We start from the raw sequence: 23,451 nt of genomic DNA, 5'->3' as shown, positions 1-23,451 counted from the left end.
GTAGGTTAACCTACATTCCTTCCAAAGAGAGAGTATTGGAAATATTTGCACCACCACAATTGACAGAGAGCCTTATATTGTCATTATGATAGATTATTTTATTTACATGATTCAAACACGTAAATAGCGGGGAAGAGAGGTGAAATAGGTTGCATCACGGAGCTCCTACCGTAGAATGGCTTGGATTAACTTTTAACTTAGCCAATATTTTAATGATCACGGTGACAACAGTCATTGTGTTTATTCTTGCAGTCCTTTCCACTCGACGTTTGGCAATGAAACCAACTGGGATGCAAAACTTTATGGAGTGGGTTATGGACTTTGTTAAAGGTATCATTAAAAGTAACATGGACTGGAACACGGGCGGGCGTTTCCACTTACTCGGGATGACGCTAATTATGTACATCTTTGTAGCGAACATGTTAGGTCTCCCATTTTCCGTGGTCATCGATGGAGAACTTTGGTGGAAATCACCGACAGCGGATCCTGTTGTTACCTTAACATTAGCGACCATGGTAGTTGGATTATCTCACTACTATGGAATTCGCATGAAAGGATTTGGCGAATATACGCGTGATTTCGTACGACCAATGTGGTTCTTGTTCCCGCTGAAAATTATTGAGGAGTTTGCAAACACGCTGACACTAGGTCTCCGTCTTTACGGAAACATCTTCGCTGGTGAGATTTTACTAGCACTATTAGCTGGTAGCTTAGCAACAGGCGTAGGTGGACACCTAGCAGCGATTGTTCCAATGATTGCATGGCAAGGATTCTCGATCTTTGTAGGTGCGATCCAAGCGTTTATCTTTACAATGTTAACAATGGTTTATATGGCACACAAAGTGAGTCATGACCATTAATCATAAACATTTTTTAGTAAAAACTAAACTAATTCATAAATTTAAAGGAGGAACTTTCTAATGGGTCTTTTAGCAGCAGCAATTGCAATTGGATTAGCGGCACTAGGTGCTGGTATTGGTAACGGTCTTATCGTATCTCGTACAGTTGAAGGTATCGCACGTCAACCAGAAGCACGCGGTATGCTTCAAACTACAATGTTCATCGGGGTTGCATTAGTAGAGGCGATTCCGATCATCGCGGTAGTTATCGCGTTCATGGTACAAGGTCAATAATTGCAATTACACACGTTCCAAAATGGCGAAGATCATTCCATGCGAACCTTCGCCATTCCTTTATGTCCATAATGTATGAAATAAGAAGGAAATTTTGTTCATTGATATAAAAGAAATGTTTCCAATTGACTCTTGAAGGGAGTGAACGTAGCGTGTTAACAAGCGGATTCGTGCTTGGAGCATCGGCTGCTCATGCTGGTGTGAATACTGGTGATATCGTATTCCAGTTGTTAATGTTCATTATCTTGTTAGCGCTGCTAAAGAAGTTTGCATGGGGTCCGTTAATGGGCATCATGAAGCAACGTGAAGAGCATATTGCAAGTCAAATTGATGCGGCAGAAAATAGTCGTAAAGAAGCTGAAAAAGCGTTACAAGAACAACGTGAGCTTTTAAAACAAGCTCGTCAAGAAGCGCAATCATTAATTGAAAATGCGAAAAAACAAGGCGATCAACAACGCGAAGAAATTATTGCTCAAGCTCGTGAAGAAGCTGAGCGCATGAAAGAAGCAGCAAAACGTGAAATTCAACAAGAAAAAGAACAAGCGATGGCTGCGTTACGCGAACAAGTGGCGTCTTTATCCGTCCTTGTAGCATCTAAAGTGATTGAACGAGAATTAACGGCTCAAGATCAAGACAAGCTGATTAACGAATTTATTCAAGAGGTAGGAGAAGAGCGATGAGCCAAACTACGGTTGCCAAGCGATATGCGCTAGCTCTTTTCCAAATCGCTGAAGAACAACAAGCGATTGAGCAAATGGAAGAAGAACTTCGCGTCGTTAAACAAGTGTTTGTTGAAAATAAAGATTTAACAGCCGTTTTAAAATCACCGAAGCTTTCTTTAGACAAAAAGAAAGAGCTTTTAAAGGAAGCGTTTGCTTCACTTTCTACTTATGTTTTAAACACGCTTATGCTACTCATTGATCGTCATCGTGAAGGCGAAATCGTTGCAGTGGCCGATGCTTTTATTCATTTAGCCAATGAAAAGCGCGGTGTAGCAGAAGCGACTGTATATTCCGTTCGTGAATTAACAGAAGACGAAAAGGACGCTTTATCCAAAGCGTTTGCACATAAAGTCGGAAAACAATCATTAAAAATTAAAACAATCATTGATAAAGAACTTTTAGGTGGCGTGAAACTCCAAATTGGTAACCGGATTTTTGACGGCACAATCCGCGGTAAATTGGAGGATATCGGACGTCAACTTATCGGTTAAGATTCGTAGATATAAGGGGTGAAATTCATGAGCATCAAAGCTGAAGAAATTAGCGCGCTGATAAAGAAACAAATTGAAAACTATCAGGCAGAAATGAAAGTTAGCGATGTTGGAACAGTTATCCAAATCGGTGACGGTATTGCTCGTGCACACGGCCTTGACAACGTCATGGCAGGGGAACTTGTTGAATTCTCTAACGGTGTAATGGGTATGGCCCAAAACCTAGAAGAAAACAACGTTGGTATCGTAATTCTTGGACCATATACAGGCATTCGTGAAGGGGACGAAGTACGTCGTACAGGACGTATCATGGAAGTTCCAGTAGGGGAAGAGTTAATTGGACGCGTAGTAAACCCTCTTGGACAACCAGTTGACGGACTTGGTCCAATCAACACGACAAAAACTCGTCCAATCGAAAGCCCAGCACCTGGCGTGATGGATCGTAAATCTGTCCATGAGCCACTTCAAACAGGTATTAAAGCGATCGACGCGCTTGTCCCAATTGGTCGTGGTCAACGTGAGTTAATTATCGGTGACCGTCAAACAGGTAAAACATCTGTAGCGATCGACACCATTCTTAACCAAAAAGATCAAAACATGATCTGTATCTATGTAGCGATTGGACAAAAAGAATCTACTGTTCGTACAGCAGTTGAAACACTTCGTAAGCACGGTGCGCTTGATTACACAATCGTTGTAACGGCATCTGCTTCTCAACCAGCTCCATTGTTATTCTTAGCTCCTTACGCTGGTGTAACAATGGGTGAATACTTCATGTACAACGGTAAACACGTGCTTGTTGTATACGACGACCTTTCTAAGCAAGCAGCTGCCTATCGTGAGCTTTCTCTATTATTACGTCGTCCACCAGGCCGTGAAGCTTACCCAGGTGACGTATTCTACTTACACTCTCGCTTATTAGAGCGTGCAGCGAAATTAAGCGATGCAAAAGGTGCAGGTTCTTTAACAGCGTTACCATTCGTTGAAACACAAGCTGGTGACATCTCTGCTTACATTCCGACAAACGTTATCTCTATTACAGACGGACAAATCTTCTTACAATCTGACCTCTTCTTCTCTGGTGTACGCCCAGCAATCAACGCAGGTCTTTCTGTATCCCGCGTAGGTGGTGCGGCACAAATTAAAGCGATGAAGAAAGTAGCAGGTACGCTCCGTCTTGACTTAGCGTCATATCGTGAGCTTGAAGCGTTTGCTCAATTCGGTTCTGACTTAGATAAAGCGACACAAGCAAAACTTGCTCGCGGTGCTCGTACAGTTGAAGTTCTTAAACAAGATCTTCACAAACCGTTAAAAGTAGAGAAGCAAGTAATGATTATTTACGCGTTAACTCGTGGATTCCTAGATGATATTCCAGTGGAAGATATCCGTCGCTTCGAAGACGAATTCTTAAGCTGGTTAGATCATAATCATACTCACCTGTTAGACCACATCCGCGAAACTGGCGATCTTCCTGCGGATGATGATATGGCTGCAGCCATCAACGAATTCAAGAAAACGTTCGTTAAATCAGAATAATTGACGCAGCCTCTCCGGTCGTTGGAGGGGTCGCGTTTCGGTCAATCGGTCTAACAATCTTAAAACGAGGGTGGTGAGAACCAGTGGCATCGTTACGCGAAATTAAAGGTCGCATTAACTCGACGAAGAAGACGAGCCAAATTACAAAAGCGATGGAGATGGTTTCAGCTTCTAAATTAAACCGTGCGGAATTGAACGCGAAATCGTTCGTACCTTACATGGAAAAAATACAAGAAGTTGTAGCCAGCATCGCTCTTGGTAGCAACGATGTGACGCATCCGATGCTCGTAACACGCCCTGTAAAGAAAACCGGTTATTTAGTCATTACGTCTGACCGTGGATTGGCAGGAGCGTACAACAGCAATGTATTGCGTCAAGTGTACCGTACCATTCAAGAACGCCATACTTCTCAAGACGAGTATGCGATTATTGCAATCGGTCGTATTGGACGTGACTTTTTCAAAAAGCGCGGCATGAACGTGGTATTAGATATTACCGGTTTACCAGATCAACCGTCATTTGCTGATATTAAAGCGATTGCGGGCAAAGCGGTGAACATGTTTGCCGATGGAACGTTCGATGAGCTATACATGTATTACAATCATTATGTCAGCGCGATCCAACAAGATGTAACAGAGAAAAAGTTGCTTCCATTAACAGACTTAGCGGATAATAACAACAAGCTTATTTCGTACGAGTTTGAACCGTCTGCAGAGGAAATTTTAGTCACGTTACTTCCTCAATATGCAGAAAGCTTAATTTACGGAGCGCTTCTTGATGCAAAAGCAAGTGAACACGCTGCTCGGATGACAGCGATGAAAAATGCGACGGACAATGCGAAAGAGCTTATTAACACGCTTACGCTTCAATATAACCGTGAACGTCAAGCATCCATTACGCAAGAAATTACAGAGATCGTCGGCGGTGCGGCGGCTCTTGAGTAAATATTTTAGCTGCAGTAGCTTTGCTGCTGTAGCTCCCTGAATGATCGATTGTCGTCAAAAGCATGTTAGGAGGGAAAAAGATGAACAAAGGACGCGTTCTTCAAGTCATGGGTCCGGTTGTTGACGTAAAGTTTGAAAACGGACAGCTTCCTGATATTTATAACGCGTTAAAGATTGAGTATAAAGCGCAAACAGAAAGCGAAGTCGACATTGACTTAACGTTAGAAGTTGCCCTTCACTTAGGTGATGATACTGTTCGTACAATTGCGATGTCGTCTACTGACGGGCTACAACGTGGTATGGAAGTTGTAGATACAGGTGCGCCAATCTCTGTACCAGTTGGGGACGTTACGCTTGGTCGTGTGTTCAACGTACTTGGTGAACCAATCGACTTAGAAGGAGAAATTCCTGCGGATGCTCGTCGTGATGCGATCCACAAACCAGCTCCAAAGTTTGAGGAACTTTCTACAGAAGTAGAAATTTTAGAAACTGGTATTAAAGTCGTTGACCTTCTAGCACCATACATCAAAGGTGGTAAGATCGGTCTATTTGGTGGTGCAGGAGTAGGTAAAACGGTTCTTATCCAGGAGCTTATTAACAACATCGCTCAAGAGCACGGTGGTATCTCTGTATTCGCTGGTGTAGGTGAGCGTACTCGTGAAGGTAATGACCTTTACCATGAAATGAAAGATTCCGGCGTTATCGGTAAAACAGCGATGGTATTCGGTCAGATGAACGAGCCGCCTGGAGCACGTATGCGCGTTGCGTTAACAGGTCTTACAATGGCAGAATACTTCCGTGATGAACAAGGACAAGACGTATTATTCTTTATCGACAACATCTTCCGTTTCACGCAAGCAGGTTCTGAGGTTTCCGCGCTACTTGGACGTATGCCATCTGCGGTAGGTTACCAACCAACGCTTGCAACAGAGATGGGTCAATTGCAAGAACGTATCACATCTACAAACGTTGGTTCCGTAACGTCTATCCAAGCAATTTACGTACCAGCGGACGACTATACAGACCCAGCACCAGCGACTACGTTCGCACACTTAGATGCAACTACAAACTTAGAGCGTAAACTTTCTGAGATGGGTATTTACCCTGCGGTAGACCCTCTTGCATCAACTTCTCGTGCACTAGCACCGGAAATCGTTGGTGAAGAGCACTACCGGGTAGCACGTCAAGTACAACAAACATTACAACGTTATAAAGAATTACAAGATATCATTGCGATCCTTGGTATGGATGAGCTTTCTGATGAAGATAAGCTTGTCGTACATCGTGCTCGCCGTATCCAATTCTTCTTATCACAAAACTTCCACGTAGCTGAACAATTCACTGGTCAACCAGGTTCTTATGTTCCGGTTAAGGAAACAGTTCGTGGATTTAAAGAAATCCTCGAAGGTAAATACGACCATATCCCAGAGGATGCGTTCCGTCTCGTAGGTCCAATTGAGGATGTTATTGAGAAAGCGAAACAAATGGGTGTAGAGGTATAATAACAAGGGACCAGGAGGATAAAAAATGAAGACGTTAACTGTCAGTATCGTAACTCCGGATGGCCCAGTGTATGAATCAGATGTGGAAATGGTAAGTGCAAAAGCTCAAAGCGGTGAGCTAGGAATTTTACCAGGCCATATTCCAATGGTGGCCCCGCTACAGATCGGTGCGGTACGTCTGAAAAAAGGCGGAAACACTGAGCTTGTAGCCGTTAGCGGTGGATTTTTAGAAGTGCGTCCTGATAAAGTAACGATTTTAGCGCAAGCAGCCGAAAAAGCATCCGATATCGATGTTGAACGTGCAAAAGCGGCGAAAGAACGGGCGGAACGCCGCTTACAAGCAAAACAAGATGACATTGATTTCAAACGTGCAGAGCTTGCCCTAAAACGTGCGATGAACCGTATCAACGTATACGAAGGCAGAATATAATGAAAAAAGAGCTGACTCTTCTGGGTCGGCTCTTTTTTACTTTTGTATGAGAACAATAAGGGAACGAATCATCACCACTTATTTTACGCCAAGTGAACGGTTTTAATATGAGATAACTGTAAGTAAATGTCTTCACAACGAGCGTTTTGTAAAACGACAAAATGATTTGTCTTTGCCTTTAACGTACCGATATAATGTTCTTTATCTCCTAAATTACAAACAATGAGTTTCCCCAAATATTTTTTCAATTGTACGTCGAACGTTCGTGAAAAAGAGACATTGGAAGGCATGACTGGAAGGTTTTGATCATCTAGTCCGTACGGCCTTCTTTGGTCCGTATACGGAATGACCCATTTTAAATGGTGAATAGAAACGAGCGTATTTTTAAAAACAGGCGAATAAAACACAAAATAGTCGTTCATGATCTGTGTAATATAGCCATGTAGTGGTTGGTTGCCGGTTACATATATTTCGGAAAAACGTCCCCTTGCGTTCGTTAAGACTTTCCGAAGTGACAAATCTTCTTCTGGAATCCATTCTTCTATTGGTTCTGGTTCTTCTTCGTTGTTAACAGGAAATTTGTAATGTTGGATATGAGAAAACGGTATATACAAGTATTCATAGTGTTTATATAGAACGAGTAAGTCTGAACCGATATCTATGACTTTCCCATTTAACAGTTTTTTTCCGGAAAGTTCTATACTAATATATTGATCAATCGCATCCTTGTTCATGGTGAAATGTGCGCACACCTTCTTTCCAACGAAAATGTTTGTATATTACCTCTAAAAAAAATCGTCCCCTTACTATGTCTAAGCACTCAAAGTGCGAAGGAAACAGGTAAAATAGGTAGCAAGTCATCAAAACATTCTGCACTTTTTGCTACCTATTAGATTAGTTTTCTTGTTTGTTTCTGTAATAGTGATACATTTTTTCAGTGTATTTCATTAACGCATAGTATTGTTGTTCCAAATGTTGAACATCATCATCTACATAACGAACGTATAGTGAAGGTTCCTCTTCATCTTCATCATCATATTCTTCATGATCGACGAAAAGACCGTAGGGAATCGATGTTTCGTTATCTTGGAAGGAAGTAACTGTCTCAGTAACAGTTGTATTCGATTGTTCACCTTCATTGTTTATCTTATTATGATGGTTATCAGTTGCTTCAACTTCATCTATTAAATTGGTAAAGTCGTCGGCTTTTTCGTCGTCAGAAGGGAAATCATGTTGCTGTGTCGTTGTCAAATAATTTTGAGTGGATGAAGTAAAGCCTGTGGAAGCTTCAGATGAATCATTGTTATTTTCTTCGTTTGAGGAATTATTAGTAGATGGAAGTTGAAAATCTCCTTGAAAGAAGTTAGAGATTGCCTCATTTTTGATTCGATAAATTTGATCGGCATTAATGAGCACAAGATAATCTTCAAACACTCGACTTAAAATCCCTCGATAAGATTGGTCGTTATGGCAATTTATAGTCACCCAGCGATGTTTAAATTGATCCAACAATTGATGAAGAGCTTTTTCATTAATATAATCGCAATCGAACTTTTCCGGTTGGATTTGCGTCGATTGGTTAGATACACCTTCAATTAATAGAAGGTTGACGTAAAGTACATGACCATATTCATCTTCTAAAACAAGATGATCATGTTTCACATCAACTAATTTTCCGCGAATCCATTTATGATCGCGTGAATAAATATCGATCCAGTAGCCGATTAGCGATTGGAGAGCTTCAATAAAATCATTCATAAATGGTCTACCTCCCCAGAAAAACTACAAAAAGAAGATTATAACACTTCCTTTTTTGTATTTGTTGGCTAATAAGTTTACCAGTGTGGCACTCGTTTAATACAAATAGATGTGATTCGTTTGAGCTTACGTTAAGTCCTCAATAATTTCGGCCACTTTTTGTTTATTTGACATTTTTTTACGATTATTGGAGGAAACTTTCACATTGTCGTTTGAGCTATCGTTGTTGTCATTGTTATTTTCTTCTTCTGTCGACTCAAGTTTTAAGCCGTAGCTTATACTCTTAATATGGAACGTCGACATATTAATCACTTGCTCATTGTTAATAATTGTAACAAAGTTGTTATCTGCGCCTTCTAAAACTCCTTCGACTGCTTCTGGCCCCCCACGATTGATTTTTACCCACATGTGTTTCAGATTATTAACAAGATCCACAAAAGATGAACCCCGTTTAAACGTAAAATCTTCTGGAATTTCAAGATCCCAATCTTCCATAGATTTTGCATTACTGGTCACGCTTTTGATATGAGTGTTCGAATAATAGATGAGCCCCTCGTCTTTCGTTAACAATGTTAAATAATCTGAGCTCACTTCAAGAAGTAGCCCTTCCTTTGCCTCCGGCCCCCCGCGATTAATTTTGACGACCTTCCCTTGATAAGGTAATAGCAATTCACTGTTCAAGATATATAGACTCCTTTCTTTATATTGTATATTCACTATATGTATATGTGTAATGCGTGAGGTAGGTACTAGGGAAATTCCCTAAAAGTAAAAATAAGGACAATGTCTAGGAAGTTAGAATTAGGAAATCGAAGTGATAACGCGTTAGTTAAAGACATATACATGGTATTGAAATATGGCTTGTACGTATGGAAAGGAGGTCAAGCCAATAAACAATGAACGAGTATGTAAATAGCTATTTAATTGTCACTGCCTTTCTTTTAATTGGCATGATACTGCCCATCGTCGCGTTAACAATAGGGAAATGGTTACGGCCGCATGCTCCAAATGAGAAAAAAACCACCTCATATGAAAGTGGCATCGAGCCGTTTCATGAAGCGCATGTACCGTTTCATGTACGGTATTACATGATTGCATTATTATTTGTCATTTTTGATGTGGAAACGGTATTTTTGTACCCTTGGGCGGTTGCTTATGATGAGTTAGGCATCTTTGCTCTCATTGAAATGGTCATTTTTCTCGTTATGCTGCTCATCGGATTACTATACGCTTGGAAAAAGAAGGTGTTGAAATGGATGTAAATCAAAACCACGTCTATGACAATGAAATGGAAGAAGTGAAACGAACCGTTTTTTTTACCACATTAGAGCAATTAAAAGCGTGGGCGAGGGGCAATTCCATTTGGCCACTCACATTTGGATTAGCGTGTTGTGCCATTGAAATGATGACCTCTGGGTCGTCCCATTATGACTTAGACCGCTTTGGCTCCTTTTTTAGAACTTCTCCACGACAATCCGATGTGATGATTGTTTCCGGTACGGTCACGAAAAAAATGGCACCGGTCTTAAAAAGACTATATGACCAAATGCCTGAACCGAAGTGGGTCATTGCTATGGGATCGTGTGCAACCGCTGGTGGACCGTATATTCACTCTTATTCGGTCGTCAAAGGAGTCGACCAAATCGTTCCGGTCGATGTGTATATTCCAGGATGTCCACCGAACCCTGCCGCGTTAATTTATGGGATCAATAAGCTTCAAGATAAAATCCGTGAAGAAGCAAAAACAGGAAGGAGGGTTCGCTAAGCCTATGGCAGATGAAAAAAGTCAAGTAGAACAAGATGCGAAACCTTCCAAAGAAGATGAAGAGGAACAATTACGATTAGCGAAAGCGAAAGCCGCCGCTGCTGCTAAGGCCAAAGCTCAAGCATTGGCAAAAGCTAAAGCTACGGCAGCTCCGAAAGCAAAGGCGGACGCACGAGCGAAAAAAGAGCTATCCGAGGCAAGTTCAACCTCATTGGGTAACGACGATTCCAACGACATAGATGAGGCCAAAAAGAAAGCGATCGCTGCAGCCAAGGCGAAAGCGGCGGCAAAAATGAAGAAGCTCGCTGAACAAAAAGAAGCTGAAGAACCACTCGCTCCTTCATCTCCAAACCAACCGTTCCTAGATAAAGTCGTGGATATTGTAAAAGAACAAGTTGGGGAGTACACCATCATCGATGCAACCATTAACCGGTTAGCCAACGACTTACCTGTTATTGAAGTGGACAAACCGGCGTATTTTGACGTCTGTCACGTGCTGTATTATCATCCAGAACTTCAATTCAATCGTCTAGGGGAACTACACGGCACCGATTACGAATCCCATATGGAGCTCTTTTTATACCTCGAATCGAGCGAACATTTAACCCCTTTGAGTGTAAAAGTGAAACTTGAGCGGGACAATCCGGTCATTCGGTCGGTTACTTCGATTTGGAAAGGAGCAGAATGGCCGGAATGCGAAGCGTATGACTTACTCGGGATTCGTTTTGAAGCACATCCGAATTTACGCCGACTATTTCTCGGAGAAGATTGGGTCGGTTATCCGTTACGAAAAGATTACGAACCGTATGACGGGGAGGTGTAATGGATGCGAACAGAAGAAATGCTATTAAACGTCGGACCACAGCACCCGAGCACGCACGGCGTTTTTCGACTCATTATTAAAATTGATGGAGAAATCATACAAGAAGCGAAACCAGTCATTGGTTACTTACATCGAGGGACAGAAAAAATTGCCGAAGGGCTCCAATATACACAAATCATCCCTTACACCGACAGAATGGATTATTTATCAGCGATGACGAACAATTACGTCCTTTGTCATGCGCTAGAAACGATGATGGGGTTAGAAATTCCGGAAAAAGCTGAGTACCTCCGGGTCATTGCGATGGAACTCGGACGGATTGCGAGTCATCTCGTTTGGTGGGGGACGTATTTACTCGATATCGGGGCGGTCAGTCCATTTTTATATGCGTTCCGGGAAAGGGAAATGATTTTAAATTTATTAACGGAATTATCCGGCGCTCGCCTTACGTTTAATTACATGCGTGTCGGCGGGGTCAAATGGGATGCTCCTGAAGGATGGATCGACAAAGTAAAAGAGTTTTTACCATATTTAAAAGAACAAGTAAATGGCTACCATGAGCTTGTTTCTGGTAACGAAATTTTTATGAAGCGTGTAATAGGAATCGGGACATACACCAAGAAAGAGGCACTGACTTATTCCTTATCTGGAGCGAACTTGCGCTGTACCGGAGTGAAACGAGATGTACGAAAAGACCATCCGTATTCAATCTACGACCGCTTTCAGTTTGAGGTGCCTGTACAAGAAGGAGGCGATTGTTGGGCACGTTATCGTTGCCGAATGGCCGAAATTGAGGAATCGATTAAAATCGTCGAACAAGCCATCGACCAATTCCCACAGGAAGGACCGTTTATGGCGAAAGTTCCGCGGGTGATTAAACCGCCAAAGGGAGAAACGTATGTAAGAATCGAATCTCCACGTGGTGAGCTTGGCTGTTATATTGCGAGTGAAGGGAAAAAAGAACCATATCGCCTTAAATTCCGCCGCCCATCCTTTTACAACTTGCAGATTCTTCCAAATTTATTGAAAGGCGAAAATATCGCCAATTTAGTGGCGATTTTAGGAGCGATTGACATCGTGCTAGGGGAGGTAGATGGGTAGTGGGCGAGTTGTTGACACAAACACCTGGATGGGGCACGTTTTTTATTTTTCTTTCCATCGGCATCGGGCTTTTGTTTGCCGTACTTGGATTTGTCACTTATGCCATTTTAGCTGAACGAAAAGTAATGGGATTTATGCAGCTTCGTCACGGCCCGAATGTGGTTGGCGGCCGCTTTGGCCTATTGCAAACCGTCGCCGATGTGCTGAAGCTTTTAATGAAGGAAGACGTTATTCCGAAAGTAGCAGATAAGCCAATGTTTATATTAGCCCCGGTTCTCACCTTTACGCCGGCATTTTTAGTATTAGCGGTCCTTCCGTTTACGGAGCACCTCCATTTTGCCGATGTCGGGATAGGTTTACTGTATTACATCGCCGTTTCAGGACTCTCAACGGTCGGTATATTACTCGGAGGTTGGGCATCCAACAATAAATATGCGTTGCTTGGGGGCATGCGAGCTGCGGCTCAAATGATTTCGTATGAAATTCCTCTTGTGACAAGTGTGGTGGGTATTATTTTATTAACCGGTTCGTTAAACCTTATTGAGATTGTGGAAGCTCAAAAGTCAGTTTGGTTTATTTTTCTGCAACCGATCGCGTTTGCTGTCTTTCTCATTTCTTCGCTTGCTGAGTTAAATCGGACGCCTTTTGACTTACCAGAGGCCGAGTCGGAATTAGTAGCGGGCTACCATGTGGAATATTCCGGCTTTCGTTGGGCGTTTTTTATGCTCGCTGAATATGTGTACTTGTTTGCGATGGCTTCTATCATGACCATTCTCTTTTTTGGTGGGTGGCAGCCGTTTCCGTTCCTTAGTTTTTTACCAGCACCGCTTACGTTTGCAATCAAGTTTTCAGCTATTGTTTTTGTGATGATTTGGATTCGTGTCACGTTACCGCGGGTTCGCGTAGATCAATTAATGGAATTTGGTTGGAAGGTTCTTTTACCTGTCGCCTTATTTAATTTAATCATTACCGCGCTCATCCAGCCGTTCGTGTAAAGGAGGGAACGTCTTGTTAGGATGGACGAAAGGTTTTAAATATACGTTAAAAAACTTAACCAAAAAGAAAGTGACGTACGATTATCCGAATGAACCAATGGAGCTTCCGGACCGATTTCGTGGCATTCAAAAATTTTATCCGGAAAAATGTATCGTTTGTAATCAGTGCGCGCTTATTTGTCCCACAGATTGTATTCAACTGACCGGAAAGCCGCATCCCGACCCGAATAAAAAAGGGAAAATTATAGATACGTATAATATCAATTTCGAGATTTGTATCTTATGTGATTTATGTACAGAAGTGTGTCCGACAGAAGCAATCGTCATGACGAACAACTTTGAACTTGCCGCGTATAGCCGGGACGAATTGTTTAAAGATATGAAATGGCTGGATGAAAACGATACGAATGTGCGAGAGGAGAACAAAACATGACGATCAGCGGAGCTTGGATCCTGTTTGTCGTTCTCGCCGGAGGAACGATTGCTGGGGGCGTTATGCTCCTTCTTCTTCGAAAAGTGGTTCATATGATGATGTCCCTCGTGTTAACGTTTGTCTCACTAGCGGGAATTTACGTGTTTTTATCTGCTGAATTTATGGCTGTAGTGCAAATTTTGCTCTATTCAGGGGCCGTTACCATTATGCTGCTATTCGGTTTAATGCTCTCAAAAGACAAAGAAGAACCAGTGTTTACCCGAACATCGTTACGGTATGTCCTCGTTACGCTAAGCACGATTGGATTTGGTGTGATGGTCTATGCTGGTATTCTCCAATTGCCAGTCATGGCTGGCGAGCTGACGTTACCACCAGATGCAGTGGCTACGATCGGCAAGGAATTGTTTACGAAATATTTCATTCCGTTTGAATTAACGTCCGTGGTGTTATTAGCATCGTTAGTTGGTGCGGTGATTTTAGCAAAAAAAGAGGGGAATGAACGATGAACGAAATTCCATTAACGGCTTATTTAGCGCTTGCCCTCATTTTGTTTTGTATCGGCATGTTTGGAGCATTAACGAAGAAAAATAGTTTAATTGTGTTGATGAGTATCGAGTTAATGCTCAATGGGGTCGTGCTGAATTTCATTGCTTTTAACCGCTTTGGCTATTTTCCTTCTGTAAGCGGACAAGTTTTTGCACTGTTTGTGGTGACGATTGCCGCTTGTGAAGTAGCGGTTGGGGTAGCGTTGTTAATCGCGTTGTCCCGTCATGTGGACAATATTTCGATCGATTCGTTTCGTCAGTTAAAAGGATAGGAGGGATCGTTTATGGTGAAATTAGCCTGGATCGTCCCACTCGTTCCGTTTTTGTCGTTTCTTCTCCTATTCTTTTTTCAAAGACAACTAGGAAAAAGGAGCGGGTGGGTTGGAACAGGGGGTACTGTCCTAGCAACCGTTCTTGCTGCCATCATCTTTACGAATGTGTGGCAAGGTGAGGAGTTAACGGTTCAGTGGGAATGGTTCTCCATTGGGGCACTCGATGTAACAGCTGGATTTGCGGTAACCCCGTTGAATAGTTGGATGTTACTATTTGTTTCGTTTATTAGTAGTGTCGTCCATTGGTATTCGACTGCTTATATGAAAAGTGATAATCGGCAAGGGACATATTTTACGTATTTAAGCTTTTTTACCTTCGCGATGTTAGCCCTCGTCTTGTCGCCAAACGTGCTGCAGCTGTATGTGTTCTGGGAATTAGTAGGCTTAGGTTCCTTTTTACTCATCGGTTTTTATTTTACAAAAGAAGAAGCTCGCCATGCAGCGAAAAAAGCGTTTGTCATGACACGTATTGGTGATGTGGGGTTCTTTGTTGGCTTAGTCCTTCTATTTCTACATGTCGGAAGTTTTGAATACGATGCCATTTTCCGTGCGGTGGAGGGAGGACAGATTGCTGACGGCATGGTCACGGTCATTGGCTTACTCCTCTTTTTTGGGGCGATTGGAAAATCGGGACAGTTCCCGTTGCATCCGTGGCTTCCCGATGCCATGGCAGGACCGACTCCTGTATCAGCACTTATTCATGCTGCCACGATGGTAGCAGCTGGAGTGTACATGGTCGGTGCGCTCTACCCGGTATTTACCGGTAGTACTGTCGTGTTGGCGACCATTGGAACGATTGGAACGGTTACGTTGTTGTATGGGGCATGGCTTGCTTGGAAACAAACGGACGTTAAACGCGTGCTCGCTTATTCGACGATTAGCCAACTTGGCTACATGATGCTTGCCCTTGGAAGTGTTGGTTATGGGGCGGCGATGTTTCATTTGTCGACCCACGGATTTTTTAAAGCCTTATTGTTTTTGGCGGCAGGGATGCTCATTCATGCCACGGGAACACAACAGCTGTCGCAAATGGGCGGGTTATGGTCGTCACTAAAAGGGACAGGTATTCTCTTTCTGATTGGAGCGCTTGCATTAAGTGGGGTTCCGTTGTTGTCCGGATTTTATAGTAAAGAAGCCATTTTTCATACGGTGTGGGAACACGGGGACTACATTTGGTTCGTTCTGGCGTTATTAACGAGTTTACTAACGTCTCTCTATATGTTCCGCCTCTTTTTCCTCGCATTTTTAGGAGATGGAAGGCTGACCGCTCCACTTCGAAGAATACCGTCTGTTATGGGGTGGGCCAGTGCGTTGTTAGCGGTATTAGCCATCGGAAGCGGATGGCTAGGGTCTCCGTTTACGGCGTTTTTAACAGGGGAAGCGGCAGGTGTCGCTGGACCAAGCTGGCTCCCATGGGTGGCCTCGATGTTTTCACTCGGGGGGATTGGCTTAGCGTACTGGTTGTATGGAAGAAGAGCTAAAGTAGTTGGGGTGGCGTGGACAGATCTACTGGACCGATGGTATGAACAATGGCTGGTTCCTATTGTCGATTGGAAGGGAAAAATAGTTCAACGGTTCGATGATGGGTTTGTCGAATGGATCGTTTCTAGTGTCGTGTTTTGGGTGGAAAAAGGATCAGATCGCTTTACGCATTGGCAAAATGGGCACGTGCAAACATACGGGGCGGTCGCCTGGGTCGGAGGAACGATTATTTTTGCGATTTATTTATGGATAGGGGGGCTGTAAAATGAATCATTCATTGGTTGTGTTTTGGATACTCTTTTCCCCTTTGATAGGTTTATTTCTCTTGTTGTTCGTTCCGAAAGACAAAAAGCGACACATTCGGATCATCGGAGTGAGTACAGCATTTTTTCCGCTTTTTGGGGTTCTCCCGATTTGGTGGGGGCAAGGGACGGCTTGGTCACAGTGGGACGTGTCCATTCCTTGGTTGAATCTAGGAAAGTGGACGTTGTTTGGTGAAGGCGTGTATCGTATCGGTTTCGACTTTGGGCTTGACGGGATTTCTTTTCTCATGGTCGCCCTAACGGCTTTGTTATCGGCTGTTGCTGCGATTGCGTCTTTGGTTATCCGTTCGGAAGTAAAAGGCTTTTTCCTCCTATTCTTACTGTTAGAAACGAGTATGCTCGGTGTCTTTTTAGCCGATAATGCGCTGTTGTTCTTCCTGTTTTTTGAATTCACGTTAGTTGGAACGTTTTTCTTAATCGGCAAATGGGGCGGGTTTGATAAGGAAAAGGCAGCGTATCGTTTTCTTATTTATAACGGTTTAGGTTCGGCGTTTTTGTTACTTGTCGTTGTTGCGTTATTTGCGGGAACTGGTACGGTCCGGTTCGATGAACTGCAATTTTTCTTAGGCGATGAAACGTACGTGTCCGATAAAATGAAAGGTTGGCTCCTAGTAGCAATTTTTCTGGCTTTTGGATTGAAACTGCCAATTGTTGGCTTGCATCGGTGGGTCCTTTCCGTTCACGTGGAAGCACCGCCATCGGTCGTTATTCTTCATGCTGGTGTGCTATTAAAAATAGGGGCATACGGCCTTTACCGCTTCGGTGTAGAATTGTTTCCAACATCTTTTTCATCACTTCAATTGGTGCTTGTCGTATGGGGCGTCGTAAACTTCCTGCTTGGTGCTTTTGCCGCCCTTGTTCAAACCGAACTGCGCCGAATGCTCGCCTATGCATCCATTTCTCATATGGGGCTCGTTTTGATGGGAATCGGTGCCTTCAACGAAGCGGGACTCCAAGGAGCGATGTATCAAGTCGTTTCCCACAGTTTACTTGCAGCGATCTTCTTTTTCATCATCGGTGTGTTAGAAGAAAGAGAGAAAGGAACTTCATTTCGTCAATTGTCCGGTCTGATGAAAACGACGCCAAAGCTAGCGACCTGCTTCTTCATTGCTGGACTTGCTTCCCTCGGATTACCTGGACTTTCAGGGTTTATAAGCGAGCTAATGACGTTTATAGGCGTTTTCGATCCTTATCCAATGGTTGGTGTTCTAGGGATTGGTGGCATTTTACTTACAGTGGTCTACATGATTCGGGCGATTGTTCATATGCTATTTGTTCATAATGAAAGCACTGATCAGTCTCGTTACCGCGATATGAACCGCTTAGAACTTTTGTCTTTAGGAAGCGTAACAGTTGCTGTCATCATATTAGGCGTTTACCCAGCGGTTGTTCTTCAATGGATTAATGATCCAATCCAACAGTTGCTCGCTTCTTTATAGAAGAAAATATCCATTACTCATGATAAATCTTTATAGGAGGTGATCATCATGGAATGGGACGTCGTTCGATCGTTACCGTGGCAGTTAATGATTCCTGAATTCATCCTTCTAGGTGCGACCATTTTACTATCAATTATCGATTTACTCACATCCAAGCGAAAATACAAATTTCTGTTTCCGGCCATCACAATCATTGCTATACTTGGAGCGATATTTGCGTTATTTCAACTTCTTTACGAACCGGGAGGCACGATTTTGTACGATACGTTCCGTTTAGACATCATTGCTAAACTATTTAAACTCGTCATGTTAATCGGGGCTGTAGTGATCTGCCTGTTTACGCTAGAAGAAAAAGACGGTAAACACCGAGTTCAAGTGACTGGTGAATACTATTATTTATTGCTTGTTGCTTTACTCGGGGCGATGATGCTCGCATCCAGTGGCGACATTATTACCTTGTTCGTGAGCTTGGAGCTTTTAGCCATTCCTGCCTATATTCTCGTGGCTATTCGCAAACATCAACAAAGCGCGTGCGAAGCAGGGTGGAAGTTTTTCGTCAACGGGGGAATTGCCTCAGCGTTCATTTTATTTGCCTTTAGCTATTTATACGGGATGACTGGGTCAACAAACTTAGAGGAAATAGCTGCTTCGCTAACTGGTGTGTTAAGTGGTGAAACGCATTTTATCGTCGCGCTATCATTTTTCATGCTGCTTGTTGGAATTGGTTTTAAAATATCGTCTGTTCCGTTTCATCTTTGGACACCGGATGTGTACGAAGGTGCTTCTTTTCCGATTACCGCTTTTTTAAATACGATTTCCAAAATGGCCGGATTCGTCTTGTTAGCCCGTATTTGTTGGACAATTTTTGTCCATATTCCGATCGGAGGAATGATGTCGGAAGGGTTTTTATCGTATATTCAACCGTTTGTCGTCACGATTGCCTGTGTATCGATGATTATCGGTCATATCATGGCATTGCGACAACTACAGTTAAAACGGATGTTAGCTTATTCGAGTATTGCCCACGGTGGGTATGTCTTGGCTAGCTTTGCGGCGCTATCTCCGTTTACGTTTGAAGCGATGTGGTTTTATTTAACGGTGTATACATTTATGACCATTGGTGTATTTGCAATCTTGCAGTTGTTAGAAACAAAAGAAGGGTCGGTGGAACTACAAACGGTGGCTGGCTTGTACGAGCGGGCACCCGTTCTTACGGTTTTGCTCAGCTTCTTTATTTTATCGCTTGCGGCCATTCCAGGCACGGCCGGATTTATTGCAAAAGTGGAACTGTTTCTTGCGCTCTTTACCGCCGAAGGAAACTTATCGGTTGTTGCGATCGTTATGGGGTTAAGCACTGTTCTGTCACTCGTGTACTATTTCGGAGTACTAGTCCAGCTATACTTTCGAAAATCTGAACAAACGGGAGCATTGGCGATATCGTGGGGAAGTAGAATCGCTATCTTCATTTGTTTTCTTGCGATGATTTGGGGGCAGTCAGCAATTGCTTTTTAGCGAGATTTGGCACATATGGATCCCAAGAAGGCACATAGAAGTGTAATATTTGCACATAGGCTGCCCCGATAGGCATATGATGGCCTTACAAAACTAAAAAAATTAGAAAACTGACTTTCTGCTACATATGTCGAAAGTCAGTTTTTTTTACTGCGAAAAATCACTAACATACTTAGAAATATTTTTGTAATAGAATATGAATAAAGTTCCAAAAAAATAAAATCGCTTTCAATCTTTTGGAAAAGCAAAGCTGTGGTACAATGTAATTTGGTTATTTTTTGAAAGGAGGAAAGGTCGGAATGTTAGAGACGTATGGGTACCAAGCATTGTTTAGTATGATGTCACATCTGTTTTTTATTGCGATCACCTTTTATGCTTTACAAACGTTGAATTTTGAGCGCTTTCTACGGTCAAATCGAGTATTTCAAGCGCGAATGTTATATATATTGTTAACCATTGCGATTGGTTCTACTGTAAGTAATTTTTTTCTTCAATATTTGCTTTGGTCTCAACAGCTACCTTTCCTTGTCCAATTTGTGAACAGTTTATAAAACTTAGGACTTCTTACATGTTTTCATTTGGAAGTAAGTTGATTATCATGTAAGTTGCATGCTATTATTTTAACTTGGGTGAGTGCAAAGTTTTCACTTCCCTACATAAGAGCAATGTCAAACGTTGACGACAATTACCATGTATGCTCCTTCCCATCTTGGAAAGAATGTTGTGTAAAGGGGAGGAGTCGGAATGAAAGGTAATTGTTTCGGTTTGCTTGCACTTTTTTTAGGTTATGTTCTCTTCTATATTGGGAATAGCACTGTAGCAGCAGTAAAATACGATGATTTGTTCCAAATCGTTCAAGCCGTCCGTGCTGAACAAGGTGTCATTTCTGAATGGTCAATACACAGCAGAAGAGAAGTCGACATTTTGTCGAAACATGACTTTCAAGAGATGGCTGAAACGGTACAGCACCAATTTTCAGAAATGGCTTGGGAATGGGAACAATCAGGTGATGAATGGAAATTGATTGGTACATTTACCAATCAGCAAATGAAGGAGTCTGTGCAGCTCTTGTCGAAAAAACACGATGGGCGTCGTTACTCGTATGTCACGTTCCAATTAATTGGTACACAATGGACAGACGAAACAAAGTCGTTCATTGAAAAGACTTGGAACAATCGCATCAAAAGATTATTTGGTAATGACGTGACCGTTTTCTCTTATGTCAAAGGAACGTTTTCTCCATCTGCCACACATTTGTTACAGGAAAAAGCTGCACATATACTACAACGATTAGAAGCAAAAGAAACCGAATCATTAAAAGAAGACCGATTTGTATCCATATCGGCCTATTCCAAACGCTTTTCACAACAAGTACCGTCATCGAATAACGATATGAATATACAAATTGGGTTACGACAAGAAGGAATGGGCGTTGAAACAACCTTCGTGATTGGCACACCCATTCTAACGATTGAATATTAATATAGAGAAAATGGACGCGGAGGGGAATACTTTGGAAAAGATCATCGTCCGCGGCGGACAGAGGCTAAACGGCACCGTAAAAGTAGAAGGAGCGAAAAATGCCGTATTGCCTGTTATCGCTGCAACATTATTAGCAAGTGAAGGAAAAAGTATAATCCGTGATGTACCCACTCTCTCCGATGTATATACGATTAACGAAGTGTTACGTTGCTTAAATGCGGACGTAACGTTTTCGAATCATGAAATCATTGTGGATGCATCAAGAGAGTTATTAATTGAAGCACCTTTTGAATTCGTACGTAAAATGCGTGCATCTGTCCTTGTGATGGGTTCATTACTCGCTCGTAAAGGAAGTGCTCGCGTCGCACTGCCTGGTGGTTGCGCGATCGGTTCCCGTCCAATTGACCAGCACTTAAAAGGCTTTGAGGCGATGGGTGCCGAAGTAAAAGTTGGTAATGGATTCATTGAAGCGAATGTTCAAGGTAAACTAAAAGGCGCTAAAATATATCTAGATTTTCCAAGCGTAGGGGCGACAGAAAACATTATGATGGCCGCTACGTTAGCAGAAGGAACAACCATTATCGAAAACTGTGCGAAAGAGCCAGAAATTGTCGATTTAGCGAACTTCTTGAACAAAATGGGAGCCAAAGTCAAAGGAGCCGGTACCGAAACGATTCGGATTGAAGGAGTCGAGCGGCTCTATGGGGCAGAGCATAGTATCATTCCTGACCGCATTGAAGCAGGAACATTTATGGTCGCTGCTGCCATCACCCGTGGAAACGTTCTTGTCAAAGGAGCAGTGCCTGAGCATTTATCCTCTCTTATTGCAAAATTAAAAGAAATGGGTGTAACTGTCATCGAAGAAGATGAAGGCATTCGCGTCATCGGACCAGAAAAATTAAAGCCTATTGACGTAAAGACAATGCCTCATCCAGGTTTTCCGACTGACATGCAATCCCAAATGATGGCATTGTTATTATGTGCAGAAGGAACGAGCGTTATTACAGAAACCGTGTTTGAAAATCGTTTCATGCATGTTGAAGAATTCCGTCGAATGAATGCCCAAGTGAAAATTGAAGGGCGAAGCGTTATTATTGATGGACCTTGTAAGTTACAAGGAGCCGAAGTGGCCGCAACCGATTTACGGGCAGCCGCTGCACTAATTATTGCTGGTTTAGCAGCGGAAGGATATACGCGTGTCACGGAGCTCAAGCATTTAGATCGCGGATACGTGAACTTCCACGAAAAATTAAGAGCACTTGGTGCGGATATTGAGCGAGTAAAAGAAGAAGAAATCGTCGTGGAAAAAATCGTTACGGATTTAAATGCGTAACATGGATTTGTCTGATATCTGACCATTTTTTTAATATGGAAACACAGATGTGTAGAAAAGACAGCCGACTTGTTTCGACAAGATGCGGCTGTCTTTTCTTTTTTTATCATAATTGCCTGTCCCACCCCATACATATGAAATGAGTGAATGTTTTTTCAGAAAAATTGTAGAATTGGAGGCATCAAGCATGTTAAAGGTAAAACCGATCATCATAATCATTAGTCTACTCATTTTTGTAATCATTTGTGTCCCAGCGCTTGTCGTTCTTCCATTTGACTCAAAAGAAGTAGGACAACTGCTTGATGAGCATTCAGAGAACCAACCTGCTCAAACACCCGAAACGGAAGACGATATTGAAGTGGCGGTCTATCGTTCCCAAAAAGGTCTCGTCGAAAACTTACCGTTAGAAGAGTATCTTGTCGGTGTCGTGGCAGCTGAAATGCCCGCCGATTTTGAAATAGAAGCTTTAAAAGCACAAGCTTTAACCGCGCGCACCTATATCGTCAACCAACTGCTTCATCCAACCGAAGACGTACCGAACGGAGCCATCGTCACGGATACACAAATGCACCAAGTTTACAAAAATAAAGATGAATTAAAAAAAATATGGGGAGATGACTACGACTGGAAAATCGAAAAAATCACCCAAGCGGTGGAGGAAACAAAAGGGCAAATTATTACCTATAACGGACAACCGATTGCCGCCGCGTTTTTCTCTACGAGTAACGGATATACAGAAAACTCGGAAGACTACTGGGAAAACGAATATCCGTATTTAAAAAGTGTCGAAAGTCCATGGGATGAAACCTCTCCAAAATTTATAGATAAAAAAACGATTCCGGTGGAGCAGTTTGAAAAATTGTTAGGAGTCACCTTGCCAACGGACGGATCGGTCGGAAAAGTCATTGAACGGACAGAAGGAAACCGGGTTGGAAAAATCGTTATTAACGGAAAAGAATTTACCGGTCGCGAAGTACGGGAAAAGTTAAATTTGAAATCATCTGATTTTACATGGGTTCGAAAAGGGGACCAAATGGTCATTACGACAAAAGGTTACGGACACGGTGTCGGCATGAGTCAATACGGAGCAAATGGCATGGCCAAAGAAGGGAAAACGTATGAAGAAATTGTCAAACATTTTTACAAAGGTGTTGAAATCACTTCTACCGATTCGTACGAAACGAAAATGACGGCGAAGAAATAAAAAGCGAGCTGATTCTAACCATGGGTGTAGAATCAGCTTTTTAAATTTAAGGTTCTACCCTAAAATAACTGTGGATAACTTTTGCTGTTATTTTATTCATCGATGTGCCAATGGCAATTGGCATGAATGTCTGTTAAATGATACGGTTGATATTTATACATTACGC

26 protein-coding genes are annotated in these 23,451 nt (G+C 42.5%); 23 read left to right on the top strand and 3 right to left on the bottom strand.

Annotation, left to right across the window (positions count from 1 at the left end; genetic code table 11):
• Positions 1–149 precede the first annotated feature (149 nt).
• From atpB to ABES52_RS15110, 8 genes are all read left to right on the top strand, one after another.
• Positions 150–860, top strand: coding sequence for a F0F1 ATP synthase subunit A (gene atpB / locus ABES52_RS15145; RefSeq protein ID WP_429652016.1), 711 nt, complete (start codon positions 150–152; stop codon positions 858–860).
• 60 nt (positions 861–920) lie between these two features.
• Positions 921–1,133: a F0F1 ATP synthase subunit C gene (gene atpE, locus ABES52_RS15140; protein WP_006838507.1), complete on the top strand. Its 213-nt coding sequence runs from the start codon at positions 921–923 to the stop codon at positions 1,131–1,133.
• 152 nt (positions 1,134–1,285) lie between these two features.
• A complete protein-coding gene (gene atpF, locus ABES52_RS15135) occupies positions 1,286–1,813 on the top strand; it encodes a F0F1 ATP synthase subunit B (protein WP_429652015.1) in 528 nt (175 codons plus the stop codon).
• The gene (locus tag ABES52_RS15130) at positions 1,810–2,346 is read left to right on the top strand and encodes a F0F1 ATP synthase subunit delta (RefSeq protein ID WP_429652014.1); all 537 of its coding nucleotides are present in this window, start codon (positions 1,810–1,812) and stop codon (positions 2,344–2,346) included. Before atpF ends, ABES52_RS15130 begins: the two co-directional genes overlap by 4 nt.
• 27 nt (positions 2,347–2,373) lie before the next feature.
• Positions 2,374–3,882 (top strand): F0F1 ATP synthase subunit alpha, encoded by a 1,509-nt coding sequence (gene atpA / locus ABES52_RS15125; RefSeq protein WP_429652013.1) that lies wholly within the window; start codon positions 2,374–2,376, stop codon positions 3,880–3,882.
• Positions 3,883–3,965: 83 nt separating this feature from the next.
• Positions 3,966–4,826, top strand: coding sequence for a F0F1 ATP synthase subunit gamma (locus ABES52_RS15120; protein ID WP_429652012.1), 861 nt, complete (start codon positions 3,966–3,968; stop codon positions 4,824–4,826).
• Between the two features lie 80 nt (positions 4,827–4,906).
• On the top strand, positions 4,907–6,328 hold the full coding sequence (gene atpD, locus ABES52_RS15115) for a F0F1 ATP synthase subunit beta (RefSeq protein WP_429652010.1): 1,422 nt from the start codon (positions 4,907–4,909) through the stop codon (positions 6,326–6,328).
• Positions 6,329–6,353: 25 nt separating this feature from the next.
• A complete protein-coding gene (locus tag ABES52_RS15110; RefSeq protein WP_429652009.1) occupies positions 6,354–6,758 on the top strand; it encodes a F0F1 ATP synthase subunit epsilon in 405 nt (134 codons plus the stop codon).
• A gap of 83 nt (positions 6,759–6,841) precedes the next feature.
• On the opposite strand, the gene ABES52_RS15105 is transcribed toward ABES52_RS15110, so the two are convergent.
• The 3 genes from ABES52_RS15105 to ABES52_RS15095 all read right to left on the bottom strand — a co-directional run bounded on the left by ABES52_RS15105 (position 6,842) and on the right by ABES52_RS15095 (position 9,197).
• Entirely contained in the window at positions 6,842–7,492 is a 651-nt protein-coding gene (locus ABES52_RS15105; protein ID WP_429652008.1) for a YwrJ family protein, read from the bottom strand.
• Positions 7,493–7,652: 160 nt separating this feature from the next.
• Entirely contained in the window at positions 7,653–8,516 is an 864-nt protein-coding gene (locus ABES52_RS15100) for a hypothetical protein (RefSeq protein WP_429652007.1), read from the bottom strand.
• 126 nt (positions 8,517–8,642) lie between these two features.
• Entirely contained in the window at positions 8,643–9,197 is a 555-nt protein-coding gene (locus ABES52_RS15095; RefSeq protein WP_429652006.1) for a hypothetical protein, read from the bottom strand.
• A gap of 215 nt (positions 9,198–9,412) precedes the next feature.
• Between ABES52_RS15095 and ABES52_RS15090 the strand changes: the two genes are divergently transcribed.
• From ABES52_RS15090 to spoIID, 15 genes are all read left to right on the top strand, one after another.
• Entirely contained in the window at positions 9,413–9,778 is a 366-nt protein-coding gene (locus ABES52_RS15090) for an NADH-quinone oxidoreductase subunit A (protein WP_429652004.1), read from the top strand.
• Positions 9,769–10,281, top strand: coding sequence for a NuoB/complex I 20 kDa subunit family protein (locus ABES52_RS15085; RefSeq protein WP_429652003.1), 513 nt, complete (start codon positions 9,769–9,771; stop codon positions 10,279–10,281). The genes ABES52_RS15090 and ABES52_RS15085 overlap by 10 nt, the downstream gene beginning before the upstream one ends.
• Before the next feature lie 4 nt (positions 10,282–10,285).
• Positions 10,286–11,104 (top strand): NADH-quinone oxidoreductase subunit C, encoded by an 819-nt coding sequence (locus ABES52_RS15080; RefSeq protein ID WP_429652001.1) that lies wholly within the window; start codon positions 10,286–10,288, stop codon positions 11,102–11,104.
• A gap of 3 nt (positions 11,105–11,107) precedes the next feature.
• Positions 11,108–12,205: an NADH-quinone oxidoreductase subunit D gene (locus ABES52_RS15075; protein ID WP_429652000.1), complete on the top strand. Its 1,098-nt coding sequence runs from the start codon at positions 11,108–11,110 to the stop codon at positions 12,203–12,205.
• Positions 12,205–13,200: an NADH-quinone oxidoreductase subunit NuoH gene (nuoH, locus tag ABES52_RS15070; RefSeq protein WP_429651999.1), complete on the top strand. Its 996-nt coding sequence runs from the start codon at positions 12,205–12,207 to the stop codon at positions 13,198–13,200. Before ABES52_RS15075 ends, nuoH begins: the two co-directional genes overlap by 1 nt.
• Before the next feature lie 13 nt (positions 13,201–13,213).
• Complete coding sequence (gene nuoI, locus ABES52_RS15065) at positions 13,214–13,633, top strand: NADH-quinone oxidoreductase subunit NuoI (protein ID WP_429651998.1); 420 nt, start codon at positions 13,214–13,216, stop codon at positions 13,631–13,633.
• On the top strand, positions 13,630–14,139 hold the full coding sequence (locus ABES52_RS15060) for an NADH-quinone oxidoreductase subunit J (RefSeq protein ID WP_429651997.1): 510 nt from the start codon (positions 13,630–13,632) through the stop codon (positions 14,137–14,139). The genes nuoI and ABES52_RS15060 overlap by 4 nt, the downstream gene beginning before the upstream one ends.
• Entirely contained in the window at positions 14,136–14,450 is a 315-nt protein-coding gene (gene nuoK / locus ABES52_RS15055; RefSeq protein ID WP_429651996.1) for an NADH-quinone oxidoreductase subunit NuoK, read from the top strand. The genes ABES52_RS15060 and nuoK overlap by 4 nt, the downstream gene beginning before the upstream one ends.
• 12 nt (positions 14,451–14,462) lie before the next feature.
• On the top strand, positions 14,463–16,256 hold the full coding sequence (gene nuoL, locus ABES52_RS15050; RefSeq protein ID WP_429651995.1) for an NADH-quinone oxidoreductase subunit L: 1,794 nt from the start codon (positions 14,463–14,465) through the stop codon (positions 16,254–16,256).
• A gap of 1 nt (position 16,257) precedes the next feature.
• A complete protein-coding gene (locus ABES52_RS15045; protein WP_429651994.1) occupies positions 16,258–17,754 on the top strand; it encodes a complex I subunit 4 family protein in 1,497 nt (498 codons plus the stop codon).
• A gap of 48 nt (positions 17,755–17,802) precedes the next feature.
• Positions 17,803–19,266 (top strand): NADH-quinone oxidoreductase subunit N, encoded by a 1,464-nt coding sequence (locus ABES52_RS15040; RefSeq protein WP_429651993.1) that lies wholly within the window; start codon positions 17,803–17,805, stop codon positions 19,264–19,266.
• Positions 19,267–19,565: 299 nt separating this feature from the next.
• Complete coding sequence (locus ABES52_RS15035) at positions 19,566–19,817, top strand: DUF1146 family protein (RefSeq protein ID WP_429651992.1); 252 nt, start codon at positions 19,566–19,568, stop codon at positions 19,815–19,817.
• 193 nt (positions 19,818–20,010) lie between these two features.
• Positions 20,011–20,748 (top strand): YwmB family TATA-box binding protein, encoded by a 738-nt coding sequence (locus ABES52_RS15030; protein WP_429651991.1) that lies wholly within the window; start codon positions 20,011–20,013, stop codon positions 20,746–20,748.
• 31 nt (positions 20,749–20,779) lie between these two features.
• Complete coding sequence (gene murA / locus ABES52_RS15025) at positions 20,780–22,081, top strand: UDP-N-acetylglucosamine 1-carboxyvinyltransferase (protein WP_429651990.1); 1,302 nt, start codon at positions 20,780–20,782, stop codon at positions 22,079–22,081.
• Between the two features lie 187 nt (positions 22,082–22,268).
• Positions 22,269–23,285: a stage II sporulation protein D gene (gene spoIID / locus ABES52_RS15020; RefSeq protein ID WP_429651989.1), complete on the top strand. Its 1,017-nt coding sequence runs from the start codon at positions 22,269–22,271 to the stop codon at positions 23,283–23,285.
• The last annotated feature ends 166 nt before the right edge of the window (positions 23,286–23,451 follow it).

Source organism: Aeribacillus pallidus (assembly GCF_050478865.1).
GTDB lineage: Bacteria > Bacillota > Bacilli > Bacillales > JACDOC01 > JACDOC01.
Note: the sequence above shows the minus strand (reverse complement) of the source record. Positions and strands in the feature narration are given on the sequence as shown.